Here is a 25,828-nt window from a genome sequence, read left to right as displayed (position 1 = left end):
TCCGGACCGATCGGTCCATTGTTGGGAGCACGGCGCTACTCTGTCAACGGGCAGATTCCAGAGGCCCTGAGGACACGGAAACCGGGGACACGGAAGGAACCGACGACGGTGACGCGTAGACCGGCGCCCGGCACCAGGCAGCGCATCCTCGAGACGGCCGCCCGGCTGTTCGGCGAACACGGAGCCCGGGCGGTGGGCATGCAGCAGGTCGTCGAGGAGACGGGGCTCGGCAAGAGCGCTCTCTATCGGGAGTTCGTCAGCAAGGACGACCTGGTCGCCGCATGGGTGCGCGAGCTCGACGCCGAATCATGGTCGCGGATGGAGCAGGCGCTGGCCCTCCATGAGGGCCACCCCGCCCGACAACTCCTGACGGTCGTCGAACTCGCGCAGGAGAGCGTTCAGGCCCCGGATTTCCACGGCTGCACCTTCTACAACACGTCAGCGGAGTTCCGCGACCCCGCACACCCGGGCCGCCAGGAAGCCGTCGCCCATCTCGACCGGCTACGCCTGCGCCTGCGCGCCCTGGCGGAGGCCGCGCACGCCACCGACCCCGACGCGCTCGCCGACATGCTGATGCTCGTCATCTCCGGCCTCTACGCCAACGCCGCCACCCTGGGCCCGACCGGCCCGGCCGGGCGCGCCGTGGCCGCCGCCCGGACACTGATCGACCGGCACGTCCCCCGCGGCTGAGGTCTCCCGGCGAGACGCCTCGCCCGCCGGAACGGGGGACCTGGAGTGCGGCGTCAGCCCTCGTCCGCGAGGATCTCCAGCGCGTGGGCCAGGTCCGCGGGGTAGTCGCTGGTGAAGGTCATCCACTCCCCCTTCGCCGGGTGCTCGAACGACAGAGAGACCGCGTGCAGCCACTGGCGGCCCACGCCGAGGCGGGCGGCGAGGGTGGGGTCGGCGCCGTACAGCAGGTCTCCCACGCACGGGTGCCTGAGCGCGGCCATGTGGACCCGGATCTGGTGCGTTCTGCCGGTCTCCAGCTTGATGTCGAGCAGCGACGCCGCCCGGAACGCCTCGATCGTGTCGTAGTGCGTGACCGAGTCCTTGCCCCCGGCCACCACCGCGAAGCGCCCGTCGCCCGACGGATGCCGGTCGATCGGGGCGTCCACGGTGCCCCGCAACGGGTCCATGTGCCCCTGGACGAGCGCGTGGTAGCGCTTGTCGACGGTGCGCTCCTTGAACGCCCGCTTGAGGTGCGAGTAGGCCCGCTCGCTCTTGGCGACGACCATGACCCCGGTGGTGTTGGCGTCGAGCCGGTGCACGATGCCCTGCCGCTCGGCCGCGCCGCTCGTGGACACCCGGTGGCCGCCGCCGAGCAGGCCGCCGATCACGGTGGGGCCGGTCCAGCCGACGGTCGGGTGCGCCGCCACGCCGATCGGCTTGCTCACCACGACGATGTCGTCGTCCTCGTACAGGATCGTCATGCCCGGCACGGGCTCGGCCACCGGCATCGGCGCGGCGGGCGGCGGCGGGATCGTGACGTCCAGCCAGGCCCCGGCGTGGACGCGGTCGGACTTCGCCGGGACGGCGCCGTCGACCAGTACGTCCCCCGAGGCGATCAGTTCGGCCGCGCGGGTGCGGGAGAAGCCGAAGAGCCTGGCCAGGGCGGCGTCGAGGCGCTCGCCCTCCAGGCCGTCCGGCACGGGCAGGCTGCGCTGGTCACCCATCGGCCCCGCTCCCCCGCCGGCTCACCGGCCTGTGTGTCCGCCTCGCCCTCCGCGTGGTTCTGCGTGCGGTCCTCGGCGGGCTCGTCCGTCTGGCGGGTGCCGTCGATCTGATAGCCGCGCCAGGCGAGGAACACGGCGAGCACGCCGCCGCACACGATGCCCGAGTCGGCGAGGTTGAACACCGGGAACCGGGTGACCGGGAACACCTGGATGAAGTCGACCACATGCCCCTGGAACGGGGCCGGCGAGCGGAAGATGCGGTCGGTCAGGTTGCCGAGCGCCCCGCCCAGCAGCAGGCCGAGCGTGATCGCCCAGGGCAGGCTGCGCAACTGCCGCGCCGTACGCACGATCGCGACGACGACGCCCAGCGCGATCACCGTGAACACGATCGTCATGCCGGTGCCGATGCTGAAGGCGGCGCCGGCGTTGCGGATCACGGTCAGCACCAGCGCGCCGGGCACGACGGTGAGAGGCTCCTCGTGCTCCAGGAACTCCACGACGAGGAGCTTGCTGACCTGGTCGAGCGCGTAAACGACGGCGGCGACGACGACGAGAAGAGCGATCCTCCGCGCCCGGTTGGGCCTCGCCGGTTCGCCGCTCAGCGGCGCTCCTCCCGTTGCTTGCACGCTACGCACAGCGTCGCCCTCGGGAATGCCCGCAGGCGCTCCTTGCCGATCGGCTTGTGGCACGATTCGCACTCTCCGTAAGTCCCTGCCTCGACGCGGGCGATCGCCCGCTCGTTCTGCGCGAGCAGGTCGCGCGCATTCAGGGTAAGGGCGATCTCACGCTCACGCTCATACGTCTTGGCTCCGGCGTCCGCCGGATCGTCCCCCGCGCCCTGGCTCACGTCCCCGGACGCGAGCTGCTCCTCCGCCCGGGCGATGTCGCCGCGCAACTCCTCGATCTCGTGCCGCAGCCGCTCGCGGACCTCGGCGAGCTCCTCGTCGGACCAGACGTCGTCACTGGTGGCGGTTCTCGCCGTGCGCGTCGTCATTGCGGGCCTCCCCTTCGCCCAGAACCCCTTCGAGCCCAGGACACCCTTCGAGGCGGGTGCGATTCGAGCCGGTCCGGGCAGAATAAGTCGCCGATAACGGATCGGCAACGGACTCGCCGAGGCTTTTACCCCACCCGTGACCGGGTGGTGCATTCGACCGGCTCCTCCTCGTCACTCTCTGTTTCGATCAGTTTGTCGTGGGCGGTGCCGCGGGCGGCGCCGCCCAGACCCCATGCCCCGAATGCCGAGGCGACAGCCGTGCCCACCCTCACAACAATCGCGGAGTCTCCGCGTGTTCCTCCCACGTATTCCCGCGACGGGCCGGGTCTCACTCGGGACGTCGCCTGTATATCGGGAAGCCCTACCGGCCGGGTTGCGTTATCGTCATAGTCTGCAAGGCGTTGATGGGGACGAGTACCTCCGCATCCGCCCGCTCAGCGACCCGGGGACGGTGTGAGCCCGGGGCGGGCCGCGAAGGGAAGATCACCCCGGAGCCGCCGGAAGAAAGGCCGTCCCGGCCGAGTAGAACCGGCAGCGGAGAGAAAACGAGAGGGCGCCCGGCTCTGCCCGGTCGTCAAGAAGGGTGGTACCGCGGAGCCGTCCCCGGCTTCGTCCCTTCACGCCATGTCAGCAGCGCTGTCACAGCCACCGCGTGGAGGTCCCGCCCGACGATGTCTTCCCACTATTTCCGCTCACTTCCCGCGCAGGTCGACCTGCCGGCCCTCGAGCACGAGGTCCTCGAACGCTGGCGGGACGGGAAGGTCTTCGAGCGCTCGCTGGAGCAGAACGCCGACGGCCCCTCCTGGGTGTTCTACGAGGGCCCGCCGACCGCCAACGGCATGCCCGGCGTCCACCACGTCGAGGCCCGCGTCTTCAAGGACGTCTTCCCCCGCTACAAGTCGATGCGCGGCTACCACGTCCCCCGCAAGGCCGGCTGGGACTGCCACGGCCTGCCCGTCGAGGTCGCCGTCGAGAAGGAACTCGGCCTGTCCGGCAAGCCCGAGATCGAGTCGTACGGCATCGCCGAGTTCAACGCGCGCTGCCGCGAGTCGGTGCTGCGGCACGTGGACGCGTTCGAGGAGATGACCGAGCGGATGGGCTACTGGGTCGACATGTCCCAGGCCTACCGCACGATGGACCCCCAGTACGTCGAGGCCGTCTGGTGGTCGCTCAAGGTCGTCTGGGACAAGGGCCTGCTGTTCCGCGACCACCGGATCACGCCCTACTGCCCCCGGTGCGGCACCGGCCTGTCGGACCACGAGCTCGGCCAGCCCGGCGGCTACGAGACCGTCTCCAGCCCGTCGGTGTACGTCCGGATGCCCGTCGTCTCCGGGCCCCTGGCCGAGATGGGCGCCTCGCTGCTGATCTGGACCACCACGCCCTGGACCCTGGTGTCCAACACCGCCGTCGCCGTGCACCCCGACGTGACGTACGTCGCGGCCCGGCGCGGTGACGAGGTGCTGGTGGTGGCCGAGCCGCTGCTGCGGCGGGTCCTCGGCGAGGACGCCGAGGTGCTGGCGACCTACCAGGGCTCCGAGCTGGAGCACACCGCCTACCGGCGTCCCTTCGACCTGGTGGACATCGAGGACGCCCACTACGTCGTGCTCGGCACGTACGTCACGGTCGAGGACGGCACCGGCCTGGTCCACCAGGCCCCCGCCTTCGGCGCGGACGACATGACGGTCTGCAAGCGCTACGGCCTGCCGGTGGTGAACCCGATCGGCCCGGACGGGCGCTTCCTGCCGGACGTGCCGTTCGTCGGCGGCCTGTTCTTCAAGGACGCCGACGAACCGCTGACGGAGAACCTGCGCGAGCGCGGCCTGCTGTTCCGCGGCGAGCACTTCGAGCACAGCTACCCGCACTGCTGGCGCTGCCACACCCCGCTGCTCTACTACGCGCTCCCGTCCTGGTACATCAGGACCACGGCGATCAAGGACCAGCTCCTCGCCGAGAACGAGCGCACCAACTGGTTCCCCGACACGATCAAGCACGGCCGGTACGGCGAGTGGCTGCGCAACAACGTCGACTGGGCGCTGTCGCGGTCCCGTTACTGGGGCACCCCGCTGCCGCTGTGGGTCTGCTCCCAGGACGAGGAGCACGTCACCTGCGTCGGCTCGCTGAAGGAGCTGGGCGAGCTGGCGGGCCGCGACCTGACCGGCCTCGACCCGCACCGCCCGTACGTCGACGACGTGACCTTCGACTGCCGGCGTGTGGGGCGCAGGCGCGGCGGGTGCCCGACGTGATCGACGTCTGGTACGACTCGGGGGCCATGCCGTTCGCCCAGTGGGGCGCGCCGCTGGTCAACAAGGACGTCTTCGAGAGCTCCTTCCCCGGCCAGTTCATCTGCGAGGCGATCGACCAGACCCGCGGCTGGTTCTACTCGATGATGACCGTCAGCACGCTGGTGTTCGGCCGGTCGTCGTACGAGAACGTACTCTGCCTCGGCCTGATCCTCGCCGAGGACGGCCGCAAGATGAGCAAGCACCTGGGCAACGTGCTGCAGCCGATGCCGCTGATGGACCAGCACGGCGCCGACGCGCTGCGCTGGTACATGGCCACCTCCGGGTCCCCCTGGGCCCCGCGCAGGATCGGCCACGCCGCGCTGGAGGAGATCGTCCGGAAGGTCCTGCTGACCTACTGGAACACCGCGTCGTTCTTCGCGCTCTACGCCAACGCCGAGTCGTGGTCACCGGCCCGGATGGCCGACGCCCCGGCGTACGCCGAGCGGCCGCTGATCGACCGGTGGGCGCTGGCGGAGCTGCACCGCACGGTGGCCGAGGTCACCGCGTCGATGGAGGAGTTCGACACCGCCCGGGCCGGGCGACGGCTTACCGAGTTCCTGGACGACCTGTCCAACTGGTACGTCCGCCGCTCGCGCCGCCGCTTCTGGTCCGGTGAGGCGTCGGCCTTCGCGACGCTGTACGAGTGCCTGGAGACCGTCACCCGGCTCATGGCCCCGCTCGTGCCGTTCCTCACCGACTACCTGTGGGACGTGCTGCGCGACCCGGACGCCCCGGCCTCGGTGCACCTGGCCACCTGGCCGGAGGTGAACTCCGCGCTGCTCGACCCCGAGCTGTCGGAGCGGATGGCGCTGGTGCGCAGGCTCGTGGAGCTGGGCCGGTCGGCGCGCGCGTCGTCGTCGGTCAAGACCCGCCAGCCGCTCGGCCGGGCGCTGGTCGGCGCCCCCGGCTGGGCCTCGCTCCCCGGCGAGCTGCGCGAGCTGATCGCCGACGAGCTCAACGTCCAGCGGCTGGAGGACCTGTCCGGGTTCTCCGCCGACCTGGTGACGTTCACGGTCAAGCCCAACTTCCGCAGCCTCGGCAAGCGGTTCGGCTCGCAGACCAAGCTCGTCGCCGCGGCCGTGTCGGGCGCCGACCCGGCGGAGCTGGCCCGCGCCCTGCGCTCGGGAGGGTCCGCGACCGTCGAGGCCGGAGAGCTGGGCACGGTGGAGCTGGGCGCGGACGACGTGATCGTGACCGAGCAGCCGAAGTCCGGCTGGGCCGTGGAGACCGGCGCGGTGGACACCGGCACCGGCGAGACGGTGGCGCTCGACCTGGCGATCACCGACGAACTGCGCCGGGCCGGCCTGGTCCGCGACGTGATCCGGCTCGTCCAGGAGGCCCGCAAGTCCACCGGCCTGTCCATCACCGACCGCATCCACCTGTGGTGGTCGCCGAGGGTGAGCTGGCCGAGGCGCTGCGCGAGGGCGGCGACGCCGTCGCCGACGAGGTCCTGGCGGCCACCCTCACGGAAGGCGTCCCGGACGAGGACCTGCCGGTCCACCAGGACGCCGACCTCGGCCTGTCCTTCCGCCTCCGCAAGGCCTGATTCCCGCAGCCGATGGGGCCGGTCGCCGACCGGCCCCATCGGCATATCCACCGGACTGCGGGCGCCCGGCCCGAACCGCTCTCGCGACTTACGGCGTCACTCGTCGCGGTCGTCGCCGCGACGGTTGGCGACGATGACGGCGAAGGGCGGGATCACCAGTGCCACCACGAACATCACGATCGCCGCGGTGGTCGAGTACATCCGGACGACGGCGCCGGCCAGCACGAACAGCGTGAGGCACGTGCCCATCATCAGCAGGTACGCCTTCTGTCGGCGTCGCACGCGTCCAGCCTAGCGAGTGACGGTCCGGCGGGCGGTCGACACGTTGACGGGGCCGCACCGCGCATGACGTGGCGCGCCGGCCTTGCGGCCGGGGCGCGCCTCAGCGGTCGCTCTGACAGACCGAGCAGGGAGTGAGGCCGGCCTCGTCGGCCTCGGCCCGGGTCATGGTCTCGATGCCCGAGTCGCCCATCCCGCTGATCAGAGGGCAACCGGCCTCGTGGTAGCGCCGTGTGCCGACCATGACCCGCACTTGGGTGTCCCCACCCGCGGGCGGCTCCGCCGCGTCGGCGCTGCGGTCCTCTCCGGACCCGCTTTCGGACTCGTCGCGGTTGTCTGCGGTCTCGCCGCCGCCCTCTTCGGTCCGGGCCGCCGCGGCGCCGTCACCCTTGTCGGCGCGGGGCGCCGCTGCGGCGCCGTCCTCCTCGCGGGCGGCGCCGGAGTCACCGCCGGGCCGCTCGCCCGTCTTCCCCGCGCTCTTCTCGGTGCTCTTCTCAGCGGTGTTCTCAGCGGTGTTCTGGGCGGCGGGTGCCGGGCCGGAGGTGGAGCCGGCCGAGGCCGCGGATCCGGCGCGCCCGGATCCGGGGGTCTCTGCCGGCTCCACCGGCTTTCCGCTCCCCGCACGCGAGGGCGTGGGGGCGTCCTCCGGACCGGACGCGGCTTGCGCGTCCACGGCGCCGGAGTCGCTCTGGTCGTCACGGGCCTGCTCGTCGTCCGCCCCGGAAGAGGTGGCCTTCCGCGGCGAGGCCGCAGCCGCACCGGGAGCCTTGTCCCCGGCCGCGGGTCCATCGGACTCGCCGTCCCCCGACGACGGGGGTTCCTTCGCCGTCTCCCCCGCGGTCTTGGACCGTGCGGGGTCCCACGGCAGGGGGACCCTGCCGGGCCTGAACCAGTCGTGCTCCGCGGTGTCGGTCAGCGAGTCGTCCGTCTCGTCGTCCGCCCGGCCCGACGCCGATCCTGCCGCCGGCGGAGACCAGGCCGGTGCGGACCATGACGTGGCAGAAGGCCAGGACGGCGCGGAGGATCCGGACGACGCCTCTGAAGACTCGGTGGAGGACGAGGAAGGCGAGGACGGCGGCGTGGAGGCGGCAGGCGGCGCCGTCGTCTCGGCGCCGGACTCCTGCGGCCCGCCCCGGCCGAACCAGTTCACCGGTGTGTGCCCGTCGCTCTCGGCCCCGGCGTCGACCTCTGCGTCGGCCTTGGAGGCCGTGTCGCGCGCCGGACCGTCCTGCTCGTCCGCCTCGCCGACGTCGGCGGTCTTCCCGGGCGCCTTTTCCGCCGCCTCACGGGGCTCTTCGCGCGCTTCGTCATCGGGCGACTGGGGGCCGGACGATTCTGGGGCGGACGACTCGGGCAGGCGCGGCCCCGGGACGCCGGGCTGAGGGAACCGCGCGACGGGCGGCTCGCGATCAGCGGGCGTGGTGGGACGGGGCGGTTCCTGGCCGGTCGTGCCGGAGGTTCCGGCCGAAGGCGTGGCGGTCGTGGGAGCGGCCTCCGCGCGCAGGCTCTCATCGCGGACCGTGTCGTCGCGGGCCGTGTCGTCGCGGGATGGGGCCTCCTCCGGCTCCGCCGTACGGGTGGAGATCTCGGGGAGACAGGTGGTGCAGGGGGTGAAGCCCTCCTCGCGGGCCTCCTCGTGCGTGAGCTCCTCGGTCTCACGCCCGGCGAGCTGGCGACAGGTGGCCAGATGGAAGCGCTTGCGCCCGGGGATCACGAGGACGATCGCGTCGGGGGCGAGGCCGCGGCCGGAACCGGCCGGCGGCCGCGTGATCGGTCCCGTCCGCTGGGGCGGCGGGGACGGGAAGGTCTGCGGGGGCAATGCCCCGTGATGTGTGACCGGCGGGGCCGCCACCATGGGCGTCGCCACCGGATGCGCCGGTGCCCCGGCGAGGGCTCCGCCGTACGCCCCGCTCACGGCACCGACGTGCGCGAGCTGGGGCACGGACGAACCCTGGGGGGTGGGAGCGGTTCCCTCGGCGGCACGCCCACCGGCAGGGAACAGCTCGTGGCGCCTCAGCAGTGCCCCGATCAGCAGGCAGACCGCCGACAGCACGCTGACGACGATCGACCACATCACGAGAGGGGGCGTCCCCAGCACGACGCCCGCGATGAGCAGGACGATTGCGGCGAGGACCAGTGCGGCACTGATGAGGATCACGGGGGGTTCTCCGAGCTATCGGGTCCCTGTGGGGACCCGCCACTTCTTACCGGCGGTCGTTGTGGGGGCCGTCGGGTCCGGGGAAGGCGCCGGAGTGCTGCGAGGGCTCCTGACCGAACGGGTTGGGGGCTGCGGTCATCTGCTGGGGACCGGGGGCGACGGCGTGGGCCATGGCCGGGGCGGCGCCCACGATCGGGAAGCCTCCGCTGCCCTCACCCGCGACGTTCAGCTCGGCGAGCTGGTTCTCCAGGTACAGCTTGAGACGGCTGCGGTACTCGCGCTCGAAGCTGCGCAGCTCCTCGACCTTGCGCTCCAGCTCGTCGCGGGTCTGGACGAGGGTGCCCATGGCCTGGCGGTGCCGCTCCTGGGCGTCGCGCTCCAGCGTCTCGGCGCGGGCGCGGGCGTCGCCGATGATCTGCTCGGCCTGACGGCGGGCCTTGCCGAGGATGTCGTCGGCCTCGCGCCGGGCGCGGGTCACGGTCTCGTCCGCCTCGCGACGGGCATCGGCGATCGCCTGGTCGGCCGTCTGCTGGGCGAGGGCGAGCACGCGGGCCGCGGTGTCCATGTTGTCCTCGGCGGGCGGGAGGCCCATGCCGACGGGCACCGGCTCGGGACGGGCCGGCTCCGGAGGCTTGATCGGCTCCGGCTGGGGGGCCATCATCTCGGGCTTCGGCTCGGCCACGGGAGCGGGCGCCATCTGCATGGAGCCGGGCATGCCCATACCCCCGGGCACCTTGCCCCTGAGGCACTCGGCCAGCTTCGCGCGGAGTTCCTCGTTCTCCTGGATGAGGCGGTCCAGCTCGGCCTCGACCTCGTCGAGGAAGGCGTCGACCTCCTCCTCGTCGTACCCCGGCCTCAGCCGGGTGGTACTGAACTGCTTGTTCCGCACATCAGCGGGCGTCAACGGCATTTGGGTCTCCTTGGCGCGCTTGGAGTCTGTCCGGTCGGACGGTACCCGATCAACGAAGCGCGTTCACGACTTGGATCAAGACCAAAACCACAATGAACAGCACTGTGAAGCTCAGGTCAAAGGCCACCGTACCCAACCTGAGGGGCGGAATGAAACGGCGGAGGAACTTGAGAGGCGGGTCGGTCACTGTGTAAACAACCTCCGCCAGCACCAGGACGACCCCTGTGGGCCGCCAGGCGCGGGCGAACGCCTGCACCGTATCTATGATCATTCTGCCGATCAGCAGAACCAGGAAGAGGGTCAGGGCGATGACCAAGATCTCGCTAATGATCCCCACGGTCGAGCCCCGCCTCCCCTCGGTCCAGCCGCCCTCGGGCCGCACGGGCACCGCTCAGCCGGTCACTGTTCATGTATGGAACTCTAGCTCTGGTTGAAGAAGCCGCGTTCCGCGATTCTGGCCTTGTCCTCGGCGGTCACCTCAACGTTGGCGGGGGACAACAGGAACACCTTGTTGGTAACACGTTCGATGCTGCCGTGTAGGCCAAAGACGAGACCTGCCGCGAAATCGACAAGGCGCTTGGCGTCGCTGTCGACCATCTCTGTCAGATTCATGATGACCGGCGTGCCCTCGCGGAAGTGCTCGCCGATCGTCCGCGCCTCGTTGTACGTGCGGGGATGCAGGGTGGTGATGCGCGCCAGATCGGTCGTACGGCGCTCGAGCACGGTAGTGGGGGGACGCGGGGCGGGGACGGCCGTCTCGGTGTCGTCCTCGCGCTCCAGGGGCCCCGAGTGCGTGCCGGAGGGCCCGGCGAAGCCGCGCCGCGGCGACTCGTACTCCTCGTCGCCGTACTCCTCGTCGGTGCCGTACTCTGCCGCGTACCTGTCTTCGTAGCGGTCGTCCTCCACGAGACCGAGGTAGACCGCCATCTTGCGCATCGCGCCGGCCATCGCTCGTCGTCCTCCGCGTTACTGGTGCCTTCAAGGTCCCTTTGGAAGGCCAGGGCGGTAGCCGTACCCCCCTTGGAGCTCACCGCTGATCGACCTCTACCTGAGCGCGGACACCATGGTCCACTTGGGGGACATTACCTGACGAAGGGCTTTCTGCGGCCGAGCAACGCCGTACCGACTCGAAGGTGTGTCGCGCCGTTCGCCACAGCTTGGGGGATGTCTCCACTCATTCCGGCCGATATCACATCGGCGCCGGGGTGCTCCTCGCGGACCCGCTCGGCGACGGCCCGCAGCCGGGCGAACGCGGCGGCCGGGTCCTCCCCCAGCGGGGCGACCGCCATGACGCCCCGCAGGCGCAGCCCCTCCGCCTTCGCGACGAGCCCCGCGAGCGCCGGCACCTCCTCCGGCGCGGCGCCGCCCCGCCCGATCCCGCCCTCTCCCGGTGCGGCGTCGAGGGCGACCTGGATGAGGCAGTCCAGCTCGCGCTCCGCGCGTACGGCCTCGCGGCTGAGCGAGTCCACCAGGCGGGGGCGGTCCACCGAGTGGACCATGTCGGCGTAGGAGACGACCGAGCGGACCTTGTTCGTCTGTAACTGGCCGATGAAGTGCCACGTGAGGCCGAGACCCGCGCAGTCGGCCGCCTTGGCCGCCGCCTCCTGGTCGCGGTTCTCGCCGACGTGCGACACGCCCAGCTCCGCGAGCAGCCGCACGTCGGAGGCCGGGTAGGTCTTCGTCACCGCGATCAGCGTGATCTCCGACCGCGACCGGCCCGCGGCCCGGCAGGCGTCCTCGATGTGCCGCTCCACCCCGGCCAGCGCCGCGGCCAGTTCCTCGCGCCGGTCACCCACGGACCGCGCCTCCGGCCGTACGGATGTCCGGCGTCACTTGAGGAAGTCCGGCACGTCGAGCTCCTCCTCCTGCTCCTCGAAGACCACGGGACGCCGGGGGCCCGGCTGCGCGTTCCTGGAGGTGATCGGGGTCGGCGGCTCGGGAGTGGGGGCGCGGGGATCGACAGCGGTCCGGTCGCACCCTGGTCGCGCCCGCCGTCGGCCGCCTCGCGCGGGAACGGCGTGACCGCCTCGGCCTGCTGGGCCTGGGGCGCGGACGCCGCCTGCGACGTCGCCTGCTGGACCGGCTGGCTCGCGGGCTGGGCCTGCGGCACCGGGTTCGCCGGGAGCGCGTTCACCGGAAGCTGGGTCACCGGCGGAGCCGCGGGCTGCACCGGTGCGGGGAGCAGGTGCGGGCGCGGGCTGCGCCGCGCTGCTCACCGGACGCACCGGCGCGGGCTCCACGCGCGGCTCCGGCTTGGCCGGGGCGGGCGCGGGACGGGCCGCGGGCGCGGGCTGCGCCGGACGGGCCGCCTGCTGGGGCCGCGACAGCGGCGCGGCCACCGGCTTGGCCGGCGCGGGCTCGTCGAACCCGGCCGCGATGACCGTCACCCGCACCTCGTCGCCGAGCGCGTCGTCGATGACCGTACCGAAGATGATGTTGGCGTCGGGCGCGGCGGCGTTGCTGACGAGCTGGGCCGCCTCGTTGATCTCGAACAGACCCAGGTCGGAGCCGCCCGCGATGGACAGCAGCACGCCGTGGGCGCCGTCGATGCTCGCCTCCAGCAGCGGGCTGGAGACCGCCATCTCGGCGGCGGCGACCGACCGGTCGTCGCCCCTGGCGTGGCCGATGCCCATGAGGGCCGAGCCCGCGCCGGACATGACCGACTTCACGTCGGCGAAGTCCAGGTTGATCAGGCCGGGCGTGGTGATGAGGTCGGTGATGCCCTGCACACCGGACAGCAGCACCTGGTCGGCGGCCTTGAACGCGTCGAGCACGCTCACCTGGCGGTCGGAGATCGACAGCAGCCGGTCGTTCGGGATGACGATCAGCGTGTCGACCTCCTCGCGGAGGGTCTCGATGCCGGCCTCGGCCTGCATGGCCCGGCGCTTGCCCTCGAAGCTGAAGGGCCGGGTGACCACACCTATCGTGAGCGCGCCGAGCGAGCGGGCGATGCTGGCCACGACCGGCGCGCCGCCGGTTCCGGTGCCGCCGCCCTCGCCCGCGGTCACGAAGACCATGTCGGCGCCCTTGAGGACCTCCTCGATCTCCTCCCGGTGGTCCTCGGCGGCCTTGCGGCCCACCTCGGGATTGGCGCCCGCGCCGAGGCCCCGGGTGAGCTCGCGTCCCACGTCGAGCTTCACGTCGGCGTCACTCATCAGCAGCGCCTGGGCGTCAGTGTTTATGGCGATGAACTCGACGCCCTTGAGTCCCTCCTCGATCATCCGGTTGACGGCGTTCACTCCGCCGCCGCCGATGCCGACGACCTTGATGACCGCGAGGTAGTTCTGCGGTGCTGCCACGACGAGGGGCCTTTCCGCTCGTTTGCGTTTCATGCGGGCAGGGCCCGCCGTCTTCTGAACTCTCACCCTCAAGTTGAGATTTAGAGTTATGTCAACCTGAGGATTGATACGGACAGTAGGGTTGCGCGTCCCCCAGGGTCAACTAACCGCGCCGCAAGGCCGTCCGGCGTGTCGCGCGCTGTCCTATTCGCACGATGCCCTGCTCCGGGGCGGACCCGGATCATGTGTTCACGGCCCGTGAGATATCTCACTTGACCGTCACCACCTGCGGCGAGCTGACATCGTAGCTGGTTCCCGGCTTGGCGAGGGCGGCGAGCAGGACACGTCCCTTCTGCGCCGAGCGCCCCGCGTCCCCCCACAGGACCGTACGGCCGTCGGTGAGTTTGAGCGTGATCGACCGGGGCGAGGCGACGCGCAGCTCCCGCAGGCGCTCCAGGACGCTTTCCGGCAGTGCCCGCAGCACGGTGAGCCCGGCCCTGGTGGCGGGGTCGTCCACGGCGGCCCGCTGGACGCGCAGCACCGGCAGCCGGGGCGGGGCCACGGTCACCTGCTGCAGGACGACGCCGTACCGGTCGATCACCGCGGTCGTCACGCCCATGGGCACGGCGGCGGCGGGGACGCGCTCGACCACGTTGATGCGCAGCGTTCCCGGCCAGCCGCGGTCGGCCGTGGCCGACTCGACCTCGCGCATCGCCCGCACCCGCCGTTCGACCTCGGCGAGGTCCACCGTGGCGAGCGGCGTGCCGGTGCGCACCCCCGCGGCCTGCCGCAGCTGCTCGGCGGGGATCCGGCTGTTGCCGGTGACCTCGACCTCCCGCACGCCGAGGACGGGCGAGAAGAACACCACCCACGTGGCGACGCCCACCACCCCGCCGGTCAGCAGGGTGGCGAGGGCCGAACGCCGGACGGCCCGCCTCACCGGTCCCCCACGCTCCGGATCACGGTGCGGATCAGGGTGCGGATCACGGGCCGGATCACTGGGCGGACAGCTCCGCGACGATCTTCGGGCCGAGTTCCGTCACGTCTCCCGCGCCCATCGTCAGCACGATGTCCCCGGCACGGGCCCGGTCGGCGACGAGCGCCGGCACGGCCTGCCGGTCGGGCGCGTAGACGACCCGCTCGGCGGGAAGCGGGATCTTCCCCGCGACCAGCGCGCCGGAGACCCCCGGCTCGGGGTCCTCGCGCGCGCCGTACACGTCCAGCACGACCACCTCGTCGGCGAGGCCGAGCGCCGCGCCGAACTCGTCGGCGAAGAACCGGGTGCGCGAGTACAGGTGCGGCTGGAAGACCGCGATGACCCGGCCGTCGCCGGTCACGACGTCGCGGGCGGCGCGCAGGTCGGCGGTCAGCTCGGTCGGGTGGTGGGCGTAGCTGTCGAAGACGGTCACGCCCGCGGCCTCGCCCTTGGACTCGAACCGCCGCTTGGCCCCGGTGAAGGCGGCCAGGCCCTCCTTGACGTCGTCGAAGCGCAGGCCGAGGTGGAGCGCCACGGCGATCACCGCGGTGGCGTTGAGCGCGTTGTGCCGGCCCGGCACGGCGAGGCGCACCTCGCCTCGTCCCGGTCCCCCGGGCGCGGCGGGGCCGAGCTCCACGCCGAACTCCACGCCGAGGCCGCGCGGCACCACGTCGGTCGTGCGCAGGTCGGCGCCGGCGCTCTCGCCGTACGTGACGACGGTGAGGCCGCGCTCACGCGCGACGGGCACGAGGGCGGCGGCGCCCGGGTCGTCGGCGCACACCACGAGCAGCGACTCGATCCGCTCGACGAAACGCGCGAAACTGTCGTGGACGGCCTGGGGGTCGCCGTAGTTGTCGAGGTGGTCGGCCTCGACGTTGGTCACCACGGCGATGCGCGGCGCGAGCATGAGGAACGAGCCGTCGCTCTCGTCGGCCTCCGCCACGAACACCTCGCCCGCGCCGTCGTCGGCGCCGAGCCCGGTCGTCACGAGCTGCCCGCCGACGCAGTACGACGGGTCCTCGCCGCACTTCTGCAACGCCACGGTCAACATCGAGGTGGTCGTGGTCTTGCCGTGCGTGCCGGCGACGGCGATGCCGGTGCGGCCGGTCATGACCGAGGCCAGCGCGGCGGCACGCGGGATCACCCGCAGGTTCTGCCGCAGCGCCTCCCCCAGCTCGGGGTTGGAGTCGCGGATGGCGGTGGACACCACGACCGTGTCCACGTCCTTGATGTGGGAGGCGGCGTGGCCGACGTGGATGACGGCGCCCAGCTCGCGCAGCTCGGCCAGCAGCTCGGAGGGCCGCGCGTCGCTGCCCGACACCGGCATGCCCCGCTTGAGCAGGATCCTGGCGATGCCGGACATCCCGGCGCCGCCGATGCCGATGAAGTGCACCCGCCCCAGGTCGGCCGCAGGGACGGGATCCACGAGCTTGACGAGACTCATCGGTGAGCGATCTCCAGCACCTTGCGGGCGAGCGCCATGTCGGCGTCCTTGCGGCCCATCCGCGATGCGGCCTCGGACATCGCGACCACGCGCTCGGGGTCGTTCAGGATCGGCAGCAGCGTCTGGACGATCCAGGCGGCCGACAGGTTCGCGTCATCGACCATCAGGCCGCCCCCGGCCCGCACGATGGGCTCGGCGTTGAGGCGCTGCTCGCCGTTGCCGTGCGGCAGCGGCACGAACGCCGCCGGCAGCCCCACGGCGGTGAGCTCGGCGCAGGTCATGGCGCCCGCGCGGGACAGCACGAGGTCGGCGGCGGCGTAGGCCAGGTCCATCCGGTCGACGTACGGCAGGATGACGTACTGCGGGTCGCCCGGCGGGGGCTCCACCTCGACGGTGTTCTTGGGCCCGATCACGTGCAGCACCTGGACGCCCGCAGCCCGCAGGTAGGGCGCGGCCTCCAGCGCCGCCTGGTTGATCGAGCGGGCGCCCTGGGAGCCGCCGAACACGAGCAGCGTCACCCGGTCGGACTCCAGCCCGAAGTACGACCGCGCCTTGTCGCCCATCGACAGGCGGTCCATCATGCTGATCTCGCGGCGCAGCGGGATGCCGATGTACTCGGCGTTCGGGAGCACGGCGTCGGGGTGGCCGGTGAAGACGTGCTCGGTGAGGCGGGCGCCGAGCCGGTTGGCCAGGCCGGGCCGGGGGTTGGCCTCGTGGACCACGATCGGCACCCCACGCCGCCGGGCGCCGAGGTAGCCGGGCGTGGCGACGTACCCGCCGAAGCCGACCAGGACGTCCGCGCCGACCTTGTCGAGGATGCCCGCGGCGCTGCCGATGGCCCCGGCGAGGCGGCCGGGCACGGTGAGGAGCTGAGGGCTGAGCGAGCGGGGCAGCGGCACGGCGGGCACGAGTTCGAGCTCGTAGCCCCGGGCGGGCACCAGGCGGGTCTCCAGGCCGCGCTCGGTGCCGAGGCAGGTGATGCCGATCCTCGGGTCGAGCCGGCGAAGCGCGTCGGCCAGCGCGAGCGCCGGCTCGATATGGCCGGCCGTCCCGCCGCCGGCGAGGACCACCCTCATGTCACTCCCTGTTCTTGCGGATGTCTTCGCGGATATTGCCGCGGACGTCTTTCCGGATTTTGTCGCGGATGTTCCCGGATCCGTTCCCTGTCGTTCCTCTTCGTGCCGTCCGCGGCCGTGCGGCCTGCTGCCGGGCCGGTGCCCGCGAGGCCGCGGACCGCCGCCCGGCGCGGTTCAGGCCAAGCCAGCTTAGAGCCCGCGCGGCCGGTCCCGGGCCACGGGCGGCCAGAGCCTCGGCCGCTCCGGGCTCCTGCTTGGCGAACGACACCAGCATGCCGAGCGCGGCGAGCGTCGGCAGCAGCGCCGATCCGCCGTACGACACCAGGGGCAGCGGGATGCCGGTGACCGGGAGGACCCCGATGACCGCGCCGATGTTGACGACGCCTGCCCGGCGATCCAGGCGGTGGCGGCGGCGGCCGACAGCCGGACGAAGGGGTCCTTCGTCCGGATGGCGATGCGCAGCCCGGCATAGCCGAGCAGGCCGAACAGCGCGACCACCACGAGCGTCCCCATCAGCCCGAGCTCCTCGCCGATGATGGAGAAGATGAAGTCGCTCTCGGCGTGGGGCAGATAGTTCCACTTCTGCCGGCTGGCGCCCAGCCCGATGCCGAACCAGCCGCCCGACCCGATCGCCATGAGCCCCTGGACGGACTGGAACCCCTCGTTCTGCGCGGTGTCCCACGGGTGCAGGAAGCCGGTCAGCCGGTCGAGCCGGTACGGCTCGGCGATGATCATAGTGGCGGTCGCCAGCACGAGCAGCGCGAGGATCCCGCCGAACAGCCGCACCGGCGCGCCGACCACCCACAGCAGCGCCAGGAAGATCATCATGAGCACGAGCGTGGTGCCGAGGTCGCGCCCGAGCATGACCAGGACCGCCAGCAGGGCCACGCCCGGCATGAGCGGGATCAGCAGCTGGCGCCATTCGATGCGGCCGGCGCGCGCCCGCGTCGCCAGCAGGTCGGCGCCCCACAGCACCAGGGCCAGCTTCGCCGGCTCAGACGGCTGGACCGAGAACGGGCCGATGACGATCCACCGCTGGGCGCCCAGCAGCTCCTGACCGAGGAAGATGACCATCAGCAGGCCGAGGATCGCCAGGCCCATCAGCGGATAGCCGGCCAGGCGGAAGAACCGCTGCGGCAGCCGGGAGCAGATCCACATCAGGGGGAGCCCGATCGCCACCGACGTGACCTGCTTGAGGAACCAGTAGAACGGGTCGCCGGTCCGCTGCAGCGCCTCGATGCTCGACGCCGACAGCACCATCATCAGCCCGAGCGCCAGCAGCAGCGCGCTGCAGCCGAGCACCAGGTGGTAGGACGTCAGCGGGCGGCCCAGCAGCTCGCGCAGCGCGGCGAGCTGGGCGCCGGCCCAGCCGACGGGCTCGGGCCCCCGGCGCTCCGCCTTCCGCGCGGTGGCGCGCGGCGGAGCCGGTCGCGGGGCCGTCACCGGGCCGCCAGCCGCTGCACGGCTCGGGCGAACGCCTCCCCACGCGCTCCGTAACTGGCGAACATGTCCAGTGACGCCCCGGCGGGGGCGAGCAGCACGGTGTCACCCGGGGTGGCGAGCCGGGCGGCTTCGGTGACGACACGGTCCATGACCCCAGTGTCTTGCCCGGGCACGTCCACCACGGGGACATTCGCGGCGTGTCGCGCCAATGCGCGGCGGATCACATCCCGGTCGGTCCCCAGCAGCACCGCGCCGCGCAGCCGGGGCGCGGCCTGCCGTACGAGGTCGTCGACGTCGGCGCCCTTGAGCTGGCCGCCCGCGATCCACACGATCGACTCGTAGGCGGCCAGGGACGCGGCGGCCGCGTGCGGGTTGGTGGCCTTGGAATCGTCCACGTAGTCGACCTCGCCGACCCGGGCCACGTGGGCGATCCGGTGCGGGTCGGGCGTGAACTCCCGCAGGCCGCGCCGTACGGCCTCGGGCGGCACGCCGTACGCGCGGGCCAGGGCGGCGGCGGCGAGCGCGTTGGCGACGTTGTGGGGCGCGAACGGCCGCACGTCGGCGAGGCAGGCCAGCTCCTCCGCCGAGGTCGCGGGGTCGGCCACGAAGGCCCGGTCGACCAGCAGGTCCTCCACGACGCCCAGCTGCCCTGGCCGGGGCACGGCGAGCGTGAAGCCCACCCGAGAGGCGTACGGCTCGGCCAGGCGGGACGACCACGCGTCGTCGGCGTTGTAGACCACCGTCCCCGCTCCCGCGTAGACGCGCGCCTTGGCCGCGGCGTACTCCTCCATCGAGCCGTGCCAGTCGATGTGGTCGGGCGCCACGTTGAGCACGGCCGCCGCGAGCGGGCCCAGGGTCGAGGACCAGTGGAGCTGGAAGCTCGACAGCTCCACGGCCAGCACGTCGTACGGCCCGTCGACGGCATCCACGATCGGGACGCCGACGTTGCCCACGGCCACGGCCTTGTGCCCGGCGGCGGACAGCATGGACGTGAGCATGCGGACGGCGGTGGTCTTGCCGTTGGTGCCGGTCAGCGCCAGCCAGGGGGCCGCGGGCTCCTGCCGCAGCCGCCAGGCCAGCTCGACCTCTCCGATGACCTCGACGCCCGCGTCCGCGGCGGCGACGAGCAGCGGGTGCGTGGGGGCGCCAGCCCGGCGAGGTGACCAGGAGCGAGGTCCCGTCGGGCAGGGCGGGCTCGCCGAAGCGCACCTCCACGCCCAGCTCGGCGAGCTCGGCGGCCGTCGCGCGCTGCCGCTCGCCGTCCGCGGCCTCCAGCACGGTCACGCGCTCGCCGCGCGCCGCCAGGGCCCGCGCCGCGGCGGCGCCCGACACGCCGAGGCCGGCGACGACGACGTTCACTGTTTCGGCATCCATTCGAGGTAGAACAGACCGAGACCGGCGGCGACGCACAGGGCGGCGATCAGCCAGAAGCGCACCACGATGGTCGTCTCGGCCCAGCCCGACAGCTCGAAGTGGTGCTGGAGCGGCGCCATCCGGAACACGCGTCTGCGGGTCAGCTTGAAGGACCCGACCTGGATGATCACCGACATCGTGATGATCGCGAACAGGCCGCCCAGGATGACGAGCAGGAGCTGGGTCCGGGTGGTGAAGGCCAGACCGGCGATCACGCCGCCGAGGGCCAGCGAGCCGGTGTCGCCCATGAAGATCTTGGCGGGCGGGGCGTTCCACCACAGGAAGCCCAGGCAGGCGCCCAGCACCGCCGCCGCGACCACCGCCAGGTCGAGCGGATCGCGCACCCAATAGCAGTTTGGGCCGAAGCCGACCGTCGTGCAGCTGTTGCGCAGCTGCCAGTTGCCGATCAGCACGTACGCCGCGAGGACCAGGCAGGTGGCGCCGGAGGCCAGGCCGTCGAGCCCATCGGTCAGGTTCACCGCGTTCGAGAAGCCCACGATGAAGAACACGACCCAGATCATGAACCCGATGAGCCCGATGGACGGCCCGATGTCCCGCAGGAACGACACGTGCGTGTCGGCCGGGGTGACGGCGTAGGCGTTGGGGAACCGCAGGACCAGCACCGCGAAGATCGCGCCGACGACGAGCTGCCCGCCCGCCTTGGCGCCGCTGCGCAGGCCCAGGCTGCGCTGCTTGTAGATCTTGATGAAGTCGTCGAGGAAGCCGACCGCGCCGAGGCCCGTCATCAGGAACAGCACCAGCAGTCCCGATGCCGTCGGGGGGTCGGTGGCGGCCGAGAAGACGGTCACCCCGTGGGCCACGAAGTAGCCGATCAGCGACGCGATGACGATCACCGTGCCGCCCATCGTGGGAGTGCCCTTCTTGTCGTAGTGCCCCGACGGGCCCTCCTCCCGGATGTTCTGGCCGTAGCCCCTGCGGGCGAACAGCCGGATGGCCAGCGGCGTGCCGACCATGGACAGCATCAGCGAGATCGCCCCCGCGATGAGGATGTTCCTCACCGGGCGTCACCTCCGAGGATCGCCTCGGCGACCCGCTCGAGCCCGGCCGCACGCGGCCCCTTCACCAGCACCACGTCGCCCGGCGCGAGCCGGTCCGACAACTCCCGAGCCGCCGCCGCGGCGTCCGGGACGTGGATCGCGCCGGGCGCGCCCCGCAGCACCGGCTCGGCGTCCTCCCCCACGACGACGACGGCCTCCAGGCCCGCGCCCGCGGCCAGCCGCCCGAGGTCCTCGTTCAGCGCCGCGCTCTCCTCGCCCAGTTCGCGCAGCGCGGCGATCACCGCGAACCGCCGCCGCCCCTCCCCCATCACCGCCAGGCTGCCGAAGGCGGCCCGCATGGAGTCGGGGTTGGCGTTGTAGGCGTCGTTGATCACGGTCACGCCGTCGGGCCGCTCGCTGACCTCCATGCGCCAGCGGCTGCGCGGCTCGGCCGCCGACAGCTCCTCGGCGATGGCGGCCGCCGGCAGCCCCAGCTCGTGCGCGGCGGCCGCCGCGGCAAGGGCGTTCTCCACGGTGTGCGCGCCGTACAGGCGCAGCCGGGACCGGGGCGGTGCCGGACGGCGTGCGCAGCGTGAACGAGGCGCGGCCGGTCGCGTCGAGCGTCTCGTCCTCCGCCCGCACGTGCGCCTCCGGCGAGCGCCCGAAGTAAGTCACCCGCGCGCTCGTACGGCCGGCCATCGCGCGCACCAGCGGGTCGTCGGCGTTGAGCACGGCGACCCCGTCGGCGGGCAGCGCCTCGACGAGCTCGCCCTTGGCCTGCGCGATCGCCTCCTTGCCGCCGAACACCCCGAGATGCGCGGTGCCGACGTTGAGCACGACGCCGATGCGGGGCGGGGCGATCCTCGCCAGGTAGGCGATGTGGCCGACGCTGCGCGCGCTCAGCTCCAGGACCAGGAAACCGGTGGTCTCGTCGGCCTTGAGCACGGTCAGCGGGTGGCCGATCTCGTTGTTGTACGAGCCGACGGGGGCGACCGTGGGGCCGAGCCGGGCGGCGAGACCGGCCAGCAGGTCCTTGGTCGTGGTCTTGCCCGCGGATCCGGTCACCCCGACCACGGTCGTGCCGGGCAGCTCCGACAGCACGGCGGTGGCGAGCGAGGCCAGGGCCGCGAGCGGGTCGGCCACGATCACGGCGGGCGCCTCGACGGGCCGGGTGGCGAGGACGGCGACGGCGCCGGCGTCGTGGGCCTGCCGGGCGAAGTCGTGCCCATCGGCCCGTTCACCCTTGATCGCCACGAACAGCGAGCCCGGTCCGGCCGCCCGTGAGTCGATCACGACGGGCCCCCGGACCACGGCCGCGGGGTCGGCCGCCCCGTTCAACGCTCCGGACGTGATCTCGGCGACCCGGGCCAGCGGCAACGGGATCATGGTGTCTTTCCTGCTCTCTTTCGCGTCGCTAACTCGGCCGCCAGGGCACGGCCCGGCATCGGCTCACGCATCGGCGGCCTCCCGCGCCGCCCGCCGCGCCCGGCTCCGCTCCGCGATGGCGGCGGCGGCCACCTCGCGGTCGTCGAAGGGAATGACCTCGCCCCCGACATACTGCCCCTGCTCGTGCCCCTTGCCGGCCACAACTACCACATCTCCGGGGGCCGCACCGCCGACGGCCAGGCGGATGGCCGCCGCCCGGTCCGGCTCCACGATTACGTGGGCCCGCTCCTGGACAGGTACCCGCAGCGCGCCCTCCAGCATCGCGGCGAGGATCGCGAGCGGGTCCTCCGTACGAGGGTTGTCGCTGGTGAACACGGCCAGGTCGGCGAGGCGGACGGCGGCCTCGCCCATCATCGGGCGCTTGCCGCGGTCGCGGTCGCCGCCGCAGCCCAGCACGATCACCAGCCGGCCGCCGGGCCCGTCGTCGAGCACGGCGCGCAGCGAGCACAGCACCGACTCCACCGCGCCCGGCTTGTGCGCGTAGTCCACGATCACCTGGACGTCGTCCGCGCCCGGCACCCGCTCCATCCGGCCCGGCACGCCGGCGAACTCGCCGACGCCGGTCACCGCGGCCTGCAGCGGGACCCCCGCCTCCACCAGCGCCACCAGCGCGCCGAGCGTGTTGGCCACGTTGAACGGGCCGGGCAGGGCCACCGACACCTCGGCCTCGACCCCGCCGGGACCGACCAGGCGGAACGCGCTGCCGGCCGCGCCGAGGCGCACGTCCTCGGCGCGCCAGTCGGCCTCCGGCGCCCCGGTGGCGGAGAACGTGGTGATGGGGATCTTGGCCGTCGCGGCCAGCTCCCGTCCGTGGGCGTCGTCGATGTTCACCACGCCCGCCCGGCTGAACTCGGGGGTGAACAGGCGCGCCTTGGCCGCGAAGTAGTCGTCCAGGTCGCGGTGGAAGTCCAGGTGGTCCTGGGAGAGGTTGGTGAAGATCGACACGTCGTAGAACAGGCCGTCCACGCGGCCGAGGGCCAGGGCGTGGCTGGAGACCTCCATGGCCGCCGCGCTCACGCCCCGCTCGCGCATCAGCGCGAACAGCCCCTGCAGGTCGGTCGCCTCCGGGGTGGTCAGCTCGGGGGTGAACCGCACGTCGCCCGCGCGGATCTCCACGCCGCCGACGAGGCCGGTGCGGTGACCCGCCGCCCGCAGTCCCGCCTCCAACAGGAACGTCGAGGTGGACTTGCCGCTGGTGCCGGTGACGCCGATGAGCGTGATGCCGGCCGCCGGCTTGCCGTACACCCAGGCGGCCACCTGTCCGAGCACGGCCCTCGGGTCGGGCACGACGAGCACCGGCAGCCCGGTCGCGACGGCCCGGTCGCGGCCCTCCTCGTCGGTCAGGATCGCCGTCGCGCCCGACGCCAGGGCGTCGCCGGCGAACTCCGCGCCGTGCCGGGCCTTGCCGGGCACGGCCACGTACAGGTCGCCGCGCCGCACCCGGCGCGAGTCGAGGGTGATGCCGGTGACCGTGCCGCGGACCGCCCGCGCTCCGGGCGACGGGACGGCCGACGACGTGCCGAGCAGGGACGCCAGCGCGGACAGCGGACGGGCCTGGACGGCCTCGGGACGCATGGACGACGGGGAACGCACGGCGAGAGCGTACCCCCCTCCGTCGCTCACCCCGGCCACTCCGGCTCCGGTCACTCCGCCGTCACTCCGACGGGCGAAGGACCATCGCGGGCGCCTTCGTACCGGTCGGAGGGATCTTCCTGTTCTTCAACGCGAAAGTCATGACGTCCTTGAACACCGGGGCGGCGACGGCGCCGCCGTAGTGGCCTTTCTTCGGATCCTGGATGACCGCCAGGGCCATCAGCCGGGGCTGGTCCGCGGGGGTGAAGCCGACGAACGTGGCGGTGTACCCGCAGTATCCCGCGCACTTCTCGTCGTACCGCATGGCGGTGCCGGTCTTGCCCGCGACACGGTAGCCCTCGATGGAGGCCTCCTCTCCCGTGCCCTCGTGGCCCACCGCGGCCTCCAGCATCAGCGCGATCTTCTTGGCGGTGGTCTCGCTGATCACCCGCGTGCTCGTGGCCGCGGGGCTGGGGACGAACGCGCCGTGCTCGTCGGTGGTGCCCGCCACGATCGAGGGGGTGATCCGCACTCCACCGTTGGCGATCGTCTGGTAGACGCTGGCCATCTGCAGCGCGGTGACCGAGATGCCCTGGCCGTAGGCGATCGTACAGCGCTGGCTGCCCGACCACGTCTGCCACTGCGGCAGCAGGCCGGCCTGCTCGCCGGGGACCTCCGACCCGCTGCGCGCGCCGAATCCGAAGGACCGGAACATGTCGTACAGCCGCTGGCTGGAGATCTTGTCGGATACCATGATCGTGCCGACGTTGCTCGACTCGGCGAGGATCCCGGTGAACGTGAGCGGCTCGGGCTTGTGCGGGTGGGCGTCCCTGAGCTGCCGGTCGGCGCACTGGATGTGGTCGGGCACGCGGAAGACGGTGTCGGGGGTGACCACGCCCGCCTCCATCGCCGCCGCGGCCGTGATCACCTTGTTGGTGCTGCCCGGCTCGAACACCTCGGACGCCGCGCGGTTGGCGCGGTCCTCGGCCGGGGCCGACTGCCAGTCGTTGAGGTTGGCCTGGGGCGCGTTCGCCATGGCGAGGATCTGCCCGGTCCGCACGTCCATGACGATCACGCTGCCGCTGCGCGCCCCCGTCGCGCGGACCTGCCGGTCCAGCGCCTGCTCCGCGGCCCACTGGATGTCCCTGTCGATGGTCAGCCGCACGTCCCGCCCGGGCACCGGCGCCTCGCGCTGGCTGCGCGTCATCGGGATGCGCTGCCGGTTCGCGCCGAGCTCGACGCTCTGCTTGCCGTCCTTGCCCGCCAGGAGGTCGTCGTACGCGCTCTCCAGGCCCTCCAGGCCCCTGCCGTCGACGCCGACGAAGCCGAGCAGGCCGCCCGCGAGCGAGCCGCCGGGATAGAGGCGGCGGTAGGTCTCCTTCATGCCCACGCCCTTGAGCTCGAAGCCCATGATGCGCTTGGCACGCGGCGGCTCCACGTCGCGGGCCAGCGGGATGTACCGCTGGGTGGTCTTGGCCAGCGCGGCGGCGATCTCCTCCTTGGGCTTGTTCAGCTCCCGTGCCAGCGTGGTGGCGACCAGGTCGCGCTTGTCCGCGTCCACGTCCTTGGGGTCGACGTAGATCTCCCTGGCCTCGACCGTCACGGCGAGGTCGTGGCCCCCGGCGTCGGTGATCGAGCCGCGCCGCGCCGGCAGCGTCTCGGGCCGTACGCGCTGCTCCGCGGCCCTGGCCTGGAGCACCTTGGAGTCGAAGCCCTGGAGCTGGACCAGCCGGCCGGCGAACAGCGACAGCACGATCGCCATCACCACGAGCGCCGCCCTCAGCCGCCGGACGGGGTTGCCCAGCCGGAGCACGGCAGGCGGACGCGGCGGACCCGGCGGCCCCGAAGAACGCTGTGGACCTGGAGAACGCTGTGGACCTGGAGAACGCTGCGGACCCGGCGGGCGCTGGGGACGCGACGGAGCGCCGCCGGTGCGGGGACGGCCCACGCCGGTCCCGCCCGTCCCGCCGGGCGCTCCCGGCGCGGACGGCCGCGGTGCGCCGGTCCTGCCCGGGGCCCCTGCCTTCGCCGGAGCGCCGTCTCCGGGGGCGCCCGGTGTCCCCTGGGCGCCGGGCCTGCCGGGAACCCCGGACTTTCCCGGGACGCCGGGCCTGCCGGAAGCCCCGGCCTTCCCGGGGGCGCCGGGCTTTCCGGGGGCGCCGGGCTTTCCGGGGGCATCGTGCTTTCCAGGGACACTGGGCTTTCCGGAAACGCCGGGCTTTCCGGCAGCGCCGCGAGGACGCCCCTCACCGGGGGCCGGGTGCTGCGCGACGACGCGGCGCGGACCGCCGCCGGGCATGCCGGGCTCGCCCCTTCGCGGGGCGCGAGCGGGCGGAACGG

At 72.7% G+C, this 25,828-nt stretch carries 17 protein-coding genes and 4 pseudogenes; 2 read left to right on the top strand and 19 right to left on the bottom strand.

Annotated elements, in window-relative coordinates:
* Window positions 1-108: 108 nt before the first annotated feature.
* On the top strand, window positions 109-690 hold the full coding sequence (locus tag B1L11_RS29470) for a TetR/AcrR family transcriptional regulator (RefSeq protein WP_179155379.1): 582 nt from the start codon (window positions 109-111) through the stop codon (window positions 688-690).
* Between the two features lie 53 nt (window positions 691-743).
* On the opposite strand, the gene B1L11_RS29465 is transcribed toward B1L11_RS29470, so the two are convergent.
* The 3 genes from B1L11_RS29465 to B1L11_RS29455 are packed head-to-tail and all read right to left on the bottom strand — an operon-like array spanning window position 744 to window position 2,667.
* On the bottom strand, window positions 744-1,673 hold the full coding sequence (locus tag B1L11_RS29465) for an RluA family pseudouridine synthase (RefSeq protein WP_079318318.1): 930 nt from the start codon (window positions 1,671-1,673) through the stop codon (window positions 744-746).
* Entirely contained in the window at window positions 1,565-2,299 is a 735-nt protein-coding gene (gene lspA / locus B1L11_RS29460) for a signal peptidase II (RefSeq protein WP_079318366.1), read from the bottom strand. The genes B1L11_RS29465 and lspA overlap by 109 nt, the downstream gene beginning before the upstream one ends.
* Entirely contained in the window at window positions 2,272-2,667 is a 396-nt protein-coding gene (locus B1L11_RS29455) for a TraR/DksA C4-type zinc finger protein (RefSeq protein ID WP_079318316.1), read from the bottom strand. The genes lspA and B1L11_RS29455 overlap by 28 nt, the downstream gene beginning before the upstream one ends.
* A 671-nt stretch (window positions 2,668-3,338) precedes the next feature.
* Between B1L11_RS29455 and ileS the strand changes: the two are divergent.
* Window positions 3,339-6,495, top strand: a pseudogene (gene ileS, locus B1L11_RS29445) (isoleucine--tRNA ligase).
* A 96-nt stretch (window positions 6,496-6,591) separates the two neighbouring features.
* Here ileS and B1L11_RS29440 read toward each other — a convergent pair.
* The 16 genes and pseudogenes from B1L11_RS29440 to B1L11_RS29360 all read right to left on the bottom strand — a co-directional run bounded on the left by B1L11_RS29440 (window position 6,592) and on the right by B1L11_RS29360 (window position 25,301).
* A complete protein-coding gene (locus tag B1L11_RS29440; RefSeq protein ID WP_256863007.1) occupies window positions 6,592-6,744 on the bottom strand; it encodes a DUF3099 domain-containing protein in 153 nt (50 codons plus the stop codon).
* Between the two features lie 133 nt (window positions 6,745-6,877).
* On the bottom strand, window positions 6,878-8,932 hold the full coding sequence (locus tag B1L11_RS29435; RefSeq protein WP_143737634.1) for a hypothetical protein: 2,055 nt from the start codon (window positions 8,930-8,932) through the stop codon (window positions 6,878-6,880).
* A gap of 46 nt (window positions 8,933-8,978) precedes the next feature.
* The gene (locus tag B1L11_RS29425) at window positions 8,979-9,842 is read right to left on the bottom strand and encodes a DivIVA domain-containing protein (protein WP_079318308.1); all 864 of its coding nucleotides are present in this window, start codon (window positions 9,840-9,842) and stop codon (window positions 8,979-8,981) included.
* A 49-nt stretch (window positions 9,843-9,891) separates the two neighbouring features.
* Window positions 9,892-10,158 (bottom strand): YggT family protein, encoded by a 267-nt coding sequence (locus B1L11_RS29420; RefSeq protein ID WP_205829672.1) that lies wholly within the window; start codon window positions 10,156-10,158, stop codon window positions 9,892-9,894.
* 104 nt (window positions 10,159-10,262) lie between these two features.
* Window positions 10,263-10,790: a cell division protein SepF gene (locus B1L11_RS29415; RefSeq protein ID WP_079318306.1), complete on the bottom strand. Its 528-nt coding sequence runs from the start codon at window positions 10,788-10,790 to the stop codon at window positions 10,263-10,265.
* A gap of 134 nt (window positions 10,791-10,924) precedes the next feature.
* Window positions 10,925-11,638, bottom strand: a complete 714-nt coding sequence (locus tag B1L11_RS29410; protein ID WP_079318305.1) for a YggS family pyridoxal phosphate-dependent enzyme — start codon at window positions 11,636-11,638, stop codon at window positions 10,925-10,927.
* Between the two features lie 33 nt (window positions 11,639-11,671).
* Window positions 11,672-13,141, bottom strand: coding sequence for a cell division protein FtsZ (gene ftsZ / locus B1L11_RS29405; protein WP_079318303.1), 1,470 nt, complete (start codon window positions 13,139-13,141; stop codon window positions 11,672-11,674).
* A gap of 247 nt (window positions 13,142-13,388) precedes the next feature.
* Window positions 13,389-14,060, bottom strand: coding sequence for a cell division protein FtsQ/DivIB (locus B1L11_RS29400; protein ID WP_079318301.1), 672 nt, complete (start codon window positions 14,058-14,060; stop codon window positions 13,389-13,391).
* 55 nt (window positions 14,061-14,115) lie between these two features.
* Window positions 14,116-15,540 (bottom strand): UDP-N-acetylmuramate--L-alanine ligase, encoded by a 1,425-nt coding sequence (gene murC, locus B1L11_RS29395; protein WP_079318299.1) that lies wholly within the window; start codon window positions 15,538-15,540, stop codon window positions 14,116-14,118.
* Window positions 15,537-16,616 (bottom strand): undecaprenyldiphospho-muramoylpentapeptide beta-N-acetylglucosaminyltransferase, encoded by a 1,080-nt coding sequence (gene murG / locus B1L11_RS29390; RefSeq protein ID WP_079318297.1) that lies wholly within the window; start codon window positions 16,614-16,616, stop codon window positions 15,537-15,539. Before murG ends, murC begins: the two co-directional genes overlap by 4 nt.
* 1 nt (window position 16,617) lies before the next feature.
* A pseudogene (gene ftsW, locus B1L11_RS29385) lies at window positions 16,618-17,876 on the bottom strand (putative lipid II flippase FtsW).
* 179 nt (window positions 17,877-18,055) lie between these two features.
* Window positions 18,056-19,433: pseudogene (gene murD, locus B1L11_RS29380) on the bottom strand (UDP-N-acetylmuramoyl-L-alanine--D-glutamate ligase).
* Entirely contained in the window at window positions 19,415-20,491 is a 1,077-nt protein-coding gene (gene mraY / locus B1L11_RS29375; RefSeq protein ID WP_079318295.1) for a phospho-N-acetylmuramoyl-pentapeptide-transferase, read from the bottom strand. Before mraY ends, murD begins: the two are co-directional and overlap by 19 nt.
* A pseudogene (gene murF, locus B1L11_RS29370) lies at window positions 20,488-21,856 on the bottom strand (UDP-N-acetylmuramoyl-tripeptide--D-alanyl-D-alanine ligase). The gene mraY and the pseudogene murF overlap by 4 nt, the downstream one beginning before the upstream one ends.
* Window positions 21,857-21,919: 63 nt before the next feature.
* Complete coding sequence (locus tag B1L11_RS29365) at window positions 21,920-23,491, bottom strand: UDP-N-acetylmuramoyl-L-alanyl-D-glutamate--2,6-diaminopimelate ligase (RefSeq protein ID WP_079318362.1); 1,572 nt, start codon at window positions 23,489-23,491, stop codon at window positions 21,920-21,922.
* 79 nt (window positions 23,492-23,570) lie between these two features.
* On the bottom strand, window positions 23,571-25,301 hold the full coding sequence (locus tag B1L11_RS29360; RefSeq protein WP_256863004.1) for a penicillin-binding protein 2: 1,731 nt from the start codon (window positions 25,299-25,301) through the stop codon (window positions 23,571-23,573).
* Between the last annotated feature and the right edge of the window lie 527 nt (window positions 25,302-25,828).

Origin of the sequence: Microbispora sp. GKU 823 (assembly GCF_002027145.1) — a bacterium.
Lineage (GTDB): Bacteria > Actinomycetota > Actinomycetes > Streptosporangiales > Streptosporangiaceae > Microbispora > Microbispora siamensis.
This window is presented reverse-complemented; position numbering and strand designations above follow the sequence as displayed.

Bases quoted from the DNA above. Each gene is read 5' to 3' on its own strand.
- B1L11_RS29465 (WP_079318318.1), bottom strand. From the start codon at position 1,673: ATGGGTGACCAGCGCAGCCTGCCCGTGCCGGACGGCCTGGAGGGCGAG.
- B1L11_RS29415 (WP_079318306.1), bottom strand. From the start codon at position 10,790: ATGGCCGGCGCGATGCGCAAGATGGCGGTCTACCTCGGTCTCGTGGAG.
- B1L11_RS29440 (WP_256863007.1), bottom strand. From the start codon at position 6,744: ATGGGCACGTGCCTCACGCTGTTCGTGCTGGCCGGCGCCGTCGTCCGG.
- murG (WP_079318297.1), bottom strand. From the start codon at position 16,616: ATGAGGGTGGTCCTCGCCGGCGGCGGGACGGCCGGCCATATCGAGCCG.
- B1L11_RS29365 (WP_079318362.1), bottom strand. From the start codon at position 23,491: ATGCGTCCCGAGGCCGTCCAGGCCCGTCCGCTGTCCGCGCTGGCGTCC.
- murC (WP_079318299.1), bottom strand. From the start codon at position 15,540: ATGAGTCTCGTCAAGCTCGTGGATCCCGTCCCTGCGGCCGACCTGGGG.
- B1L11_RS29425 (WP_079318308.1), bottom strand. From the start codon at position 9,842: ATGCCGTTGACGCCCGCTGATGTGCGGAACAAGCAGTTCAGTACCACC.
- B1L11_RS29455 (WP_079318316.1), bottom strand. From the start codon at position 2,667: ATGACGACGCGCACGGCGAGAACCGCCACCAGTGACGACGTCTGGTCC.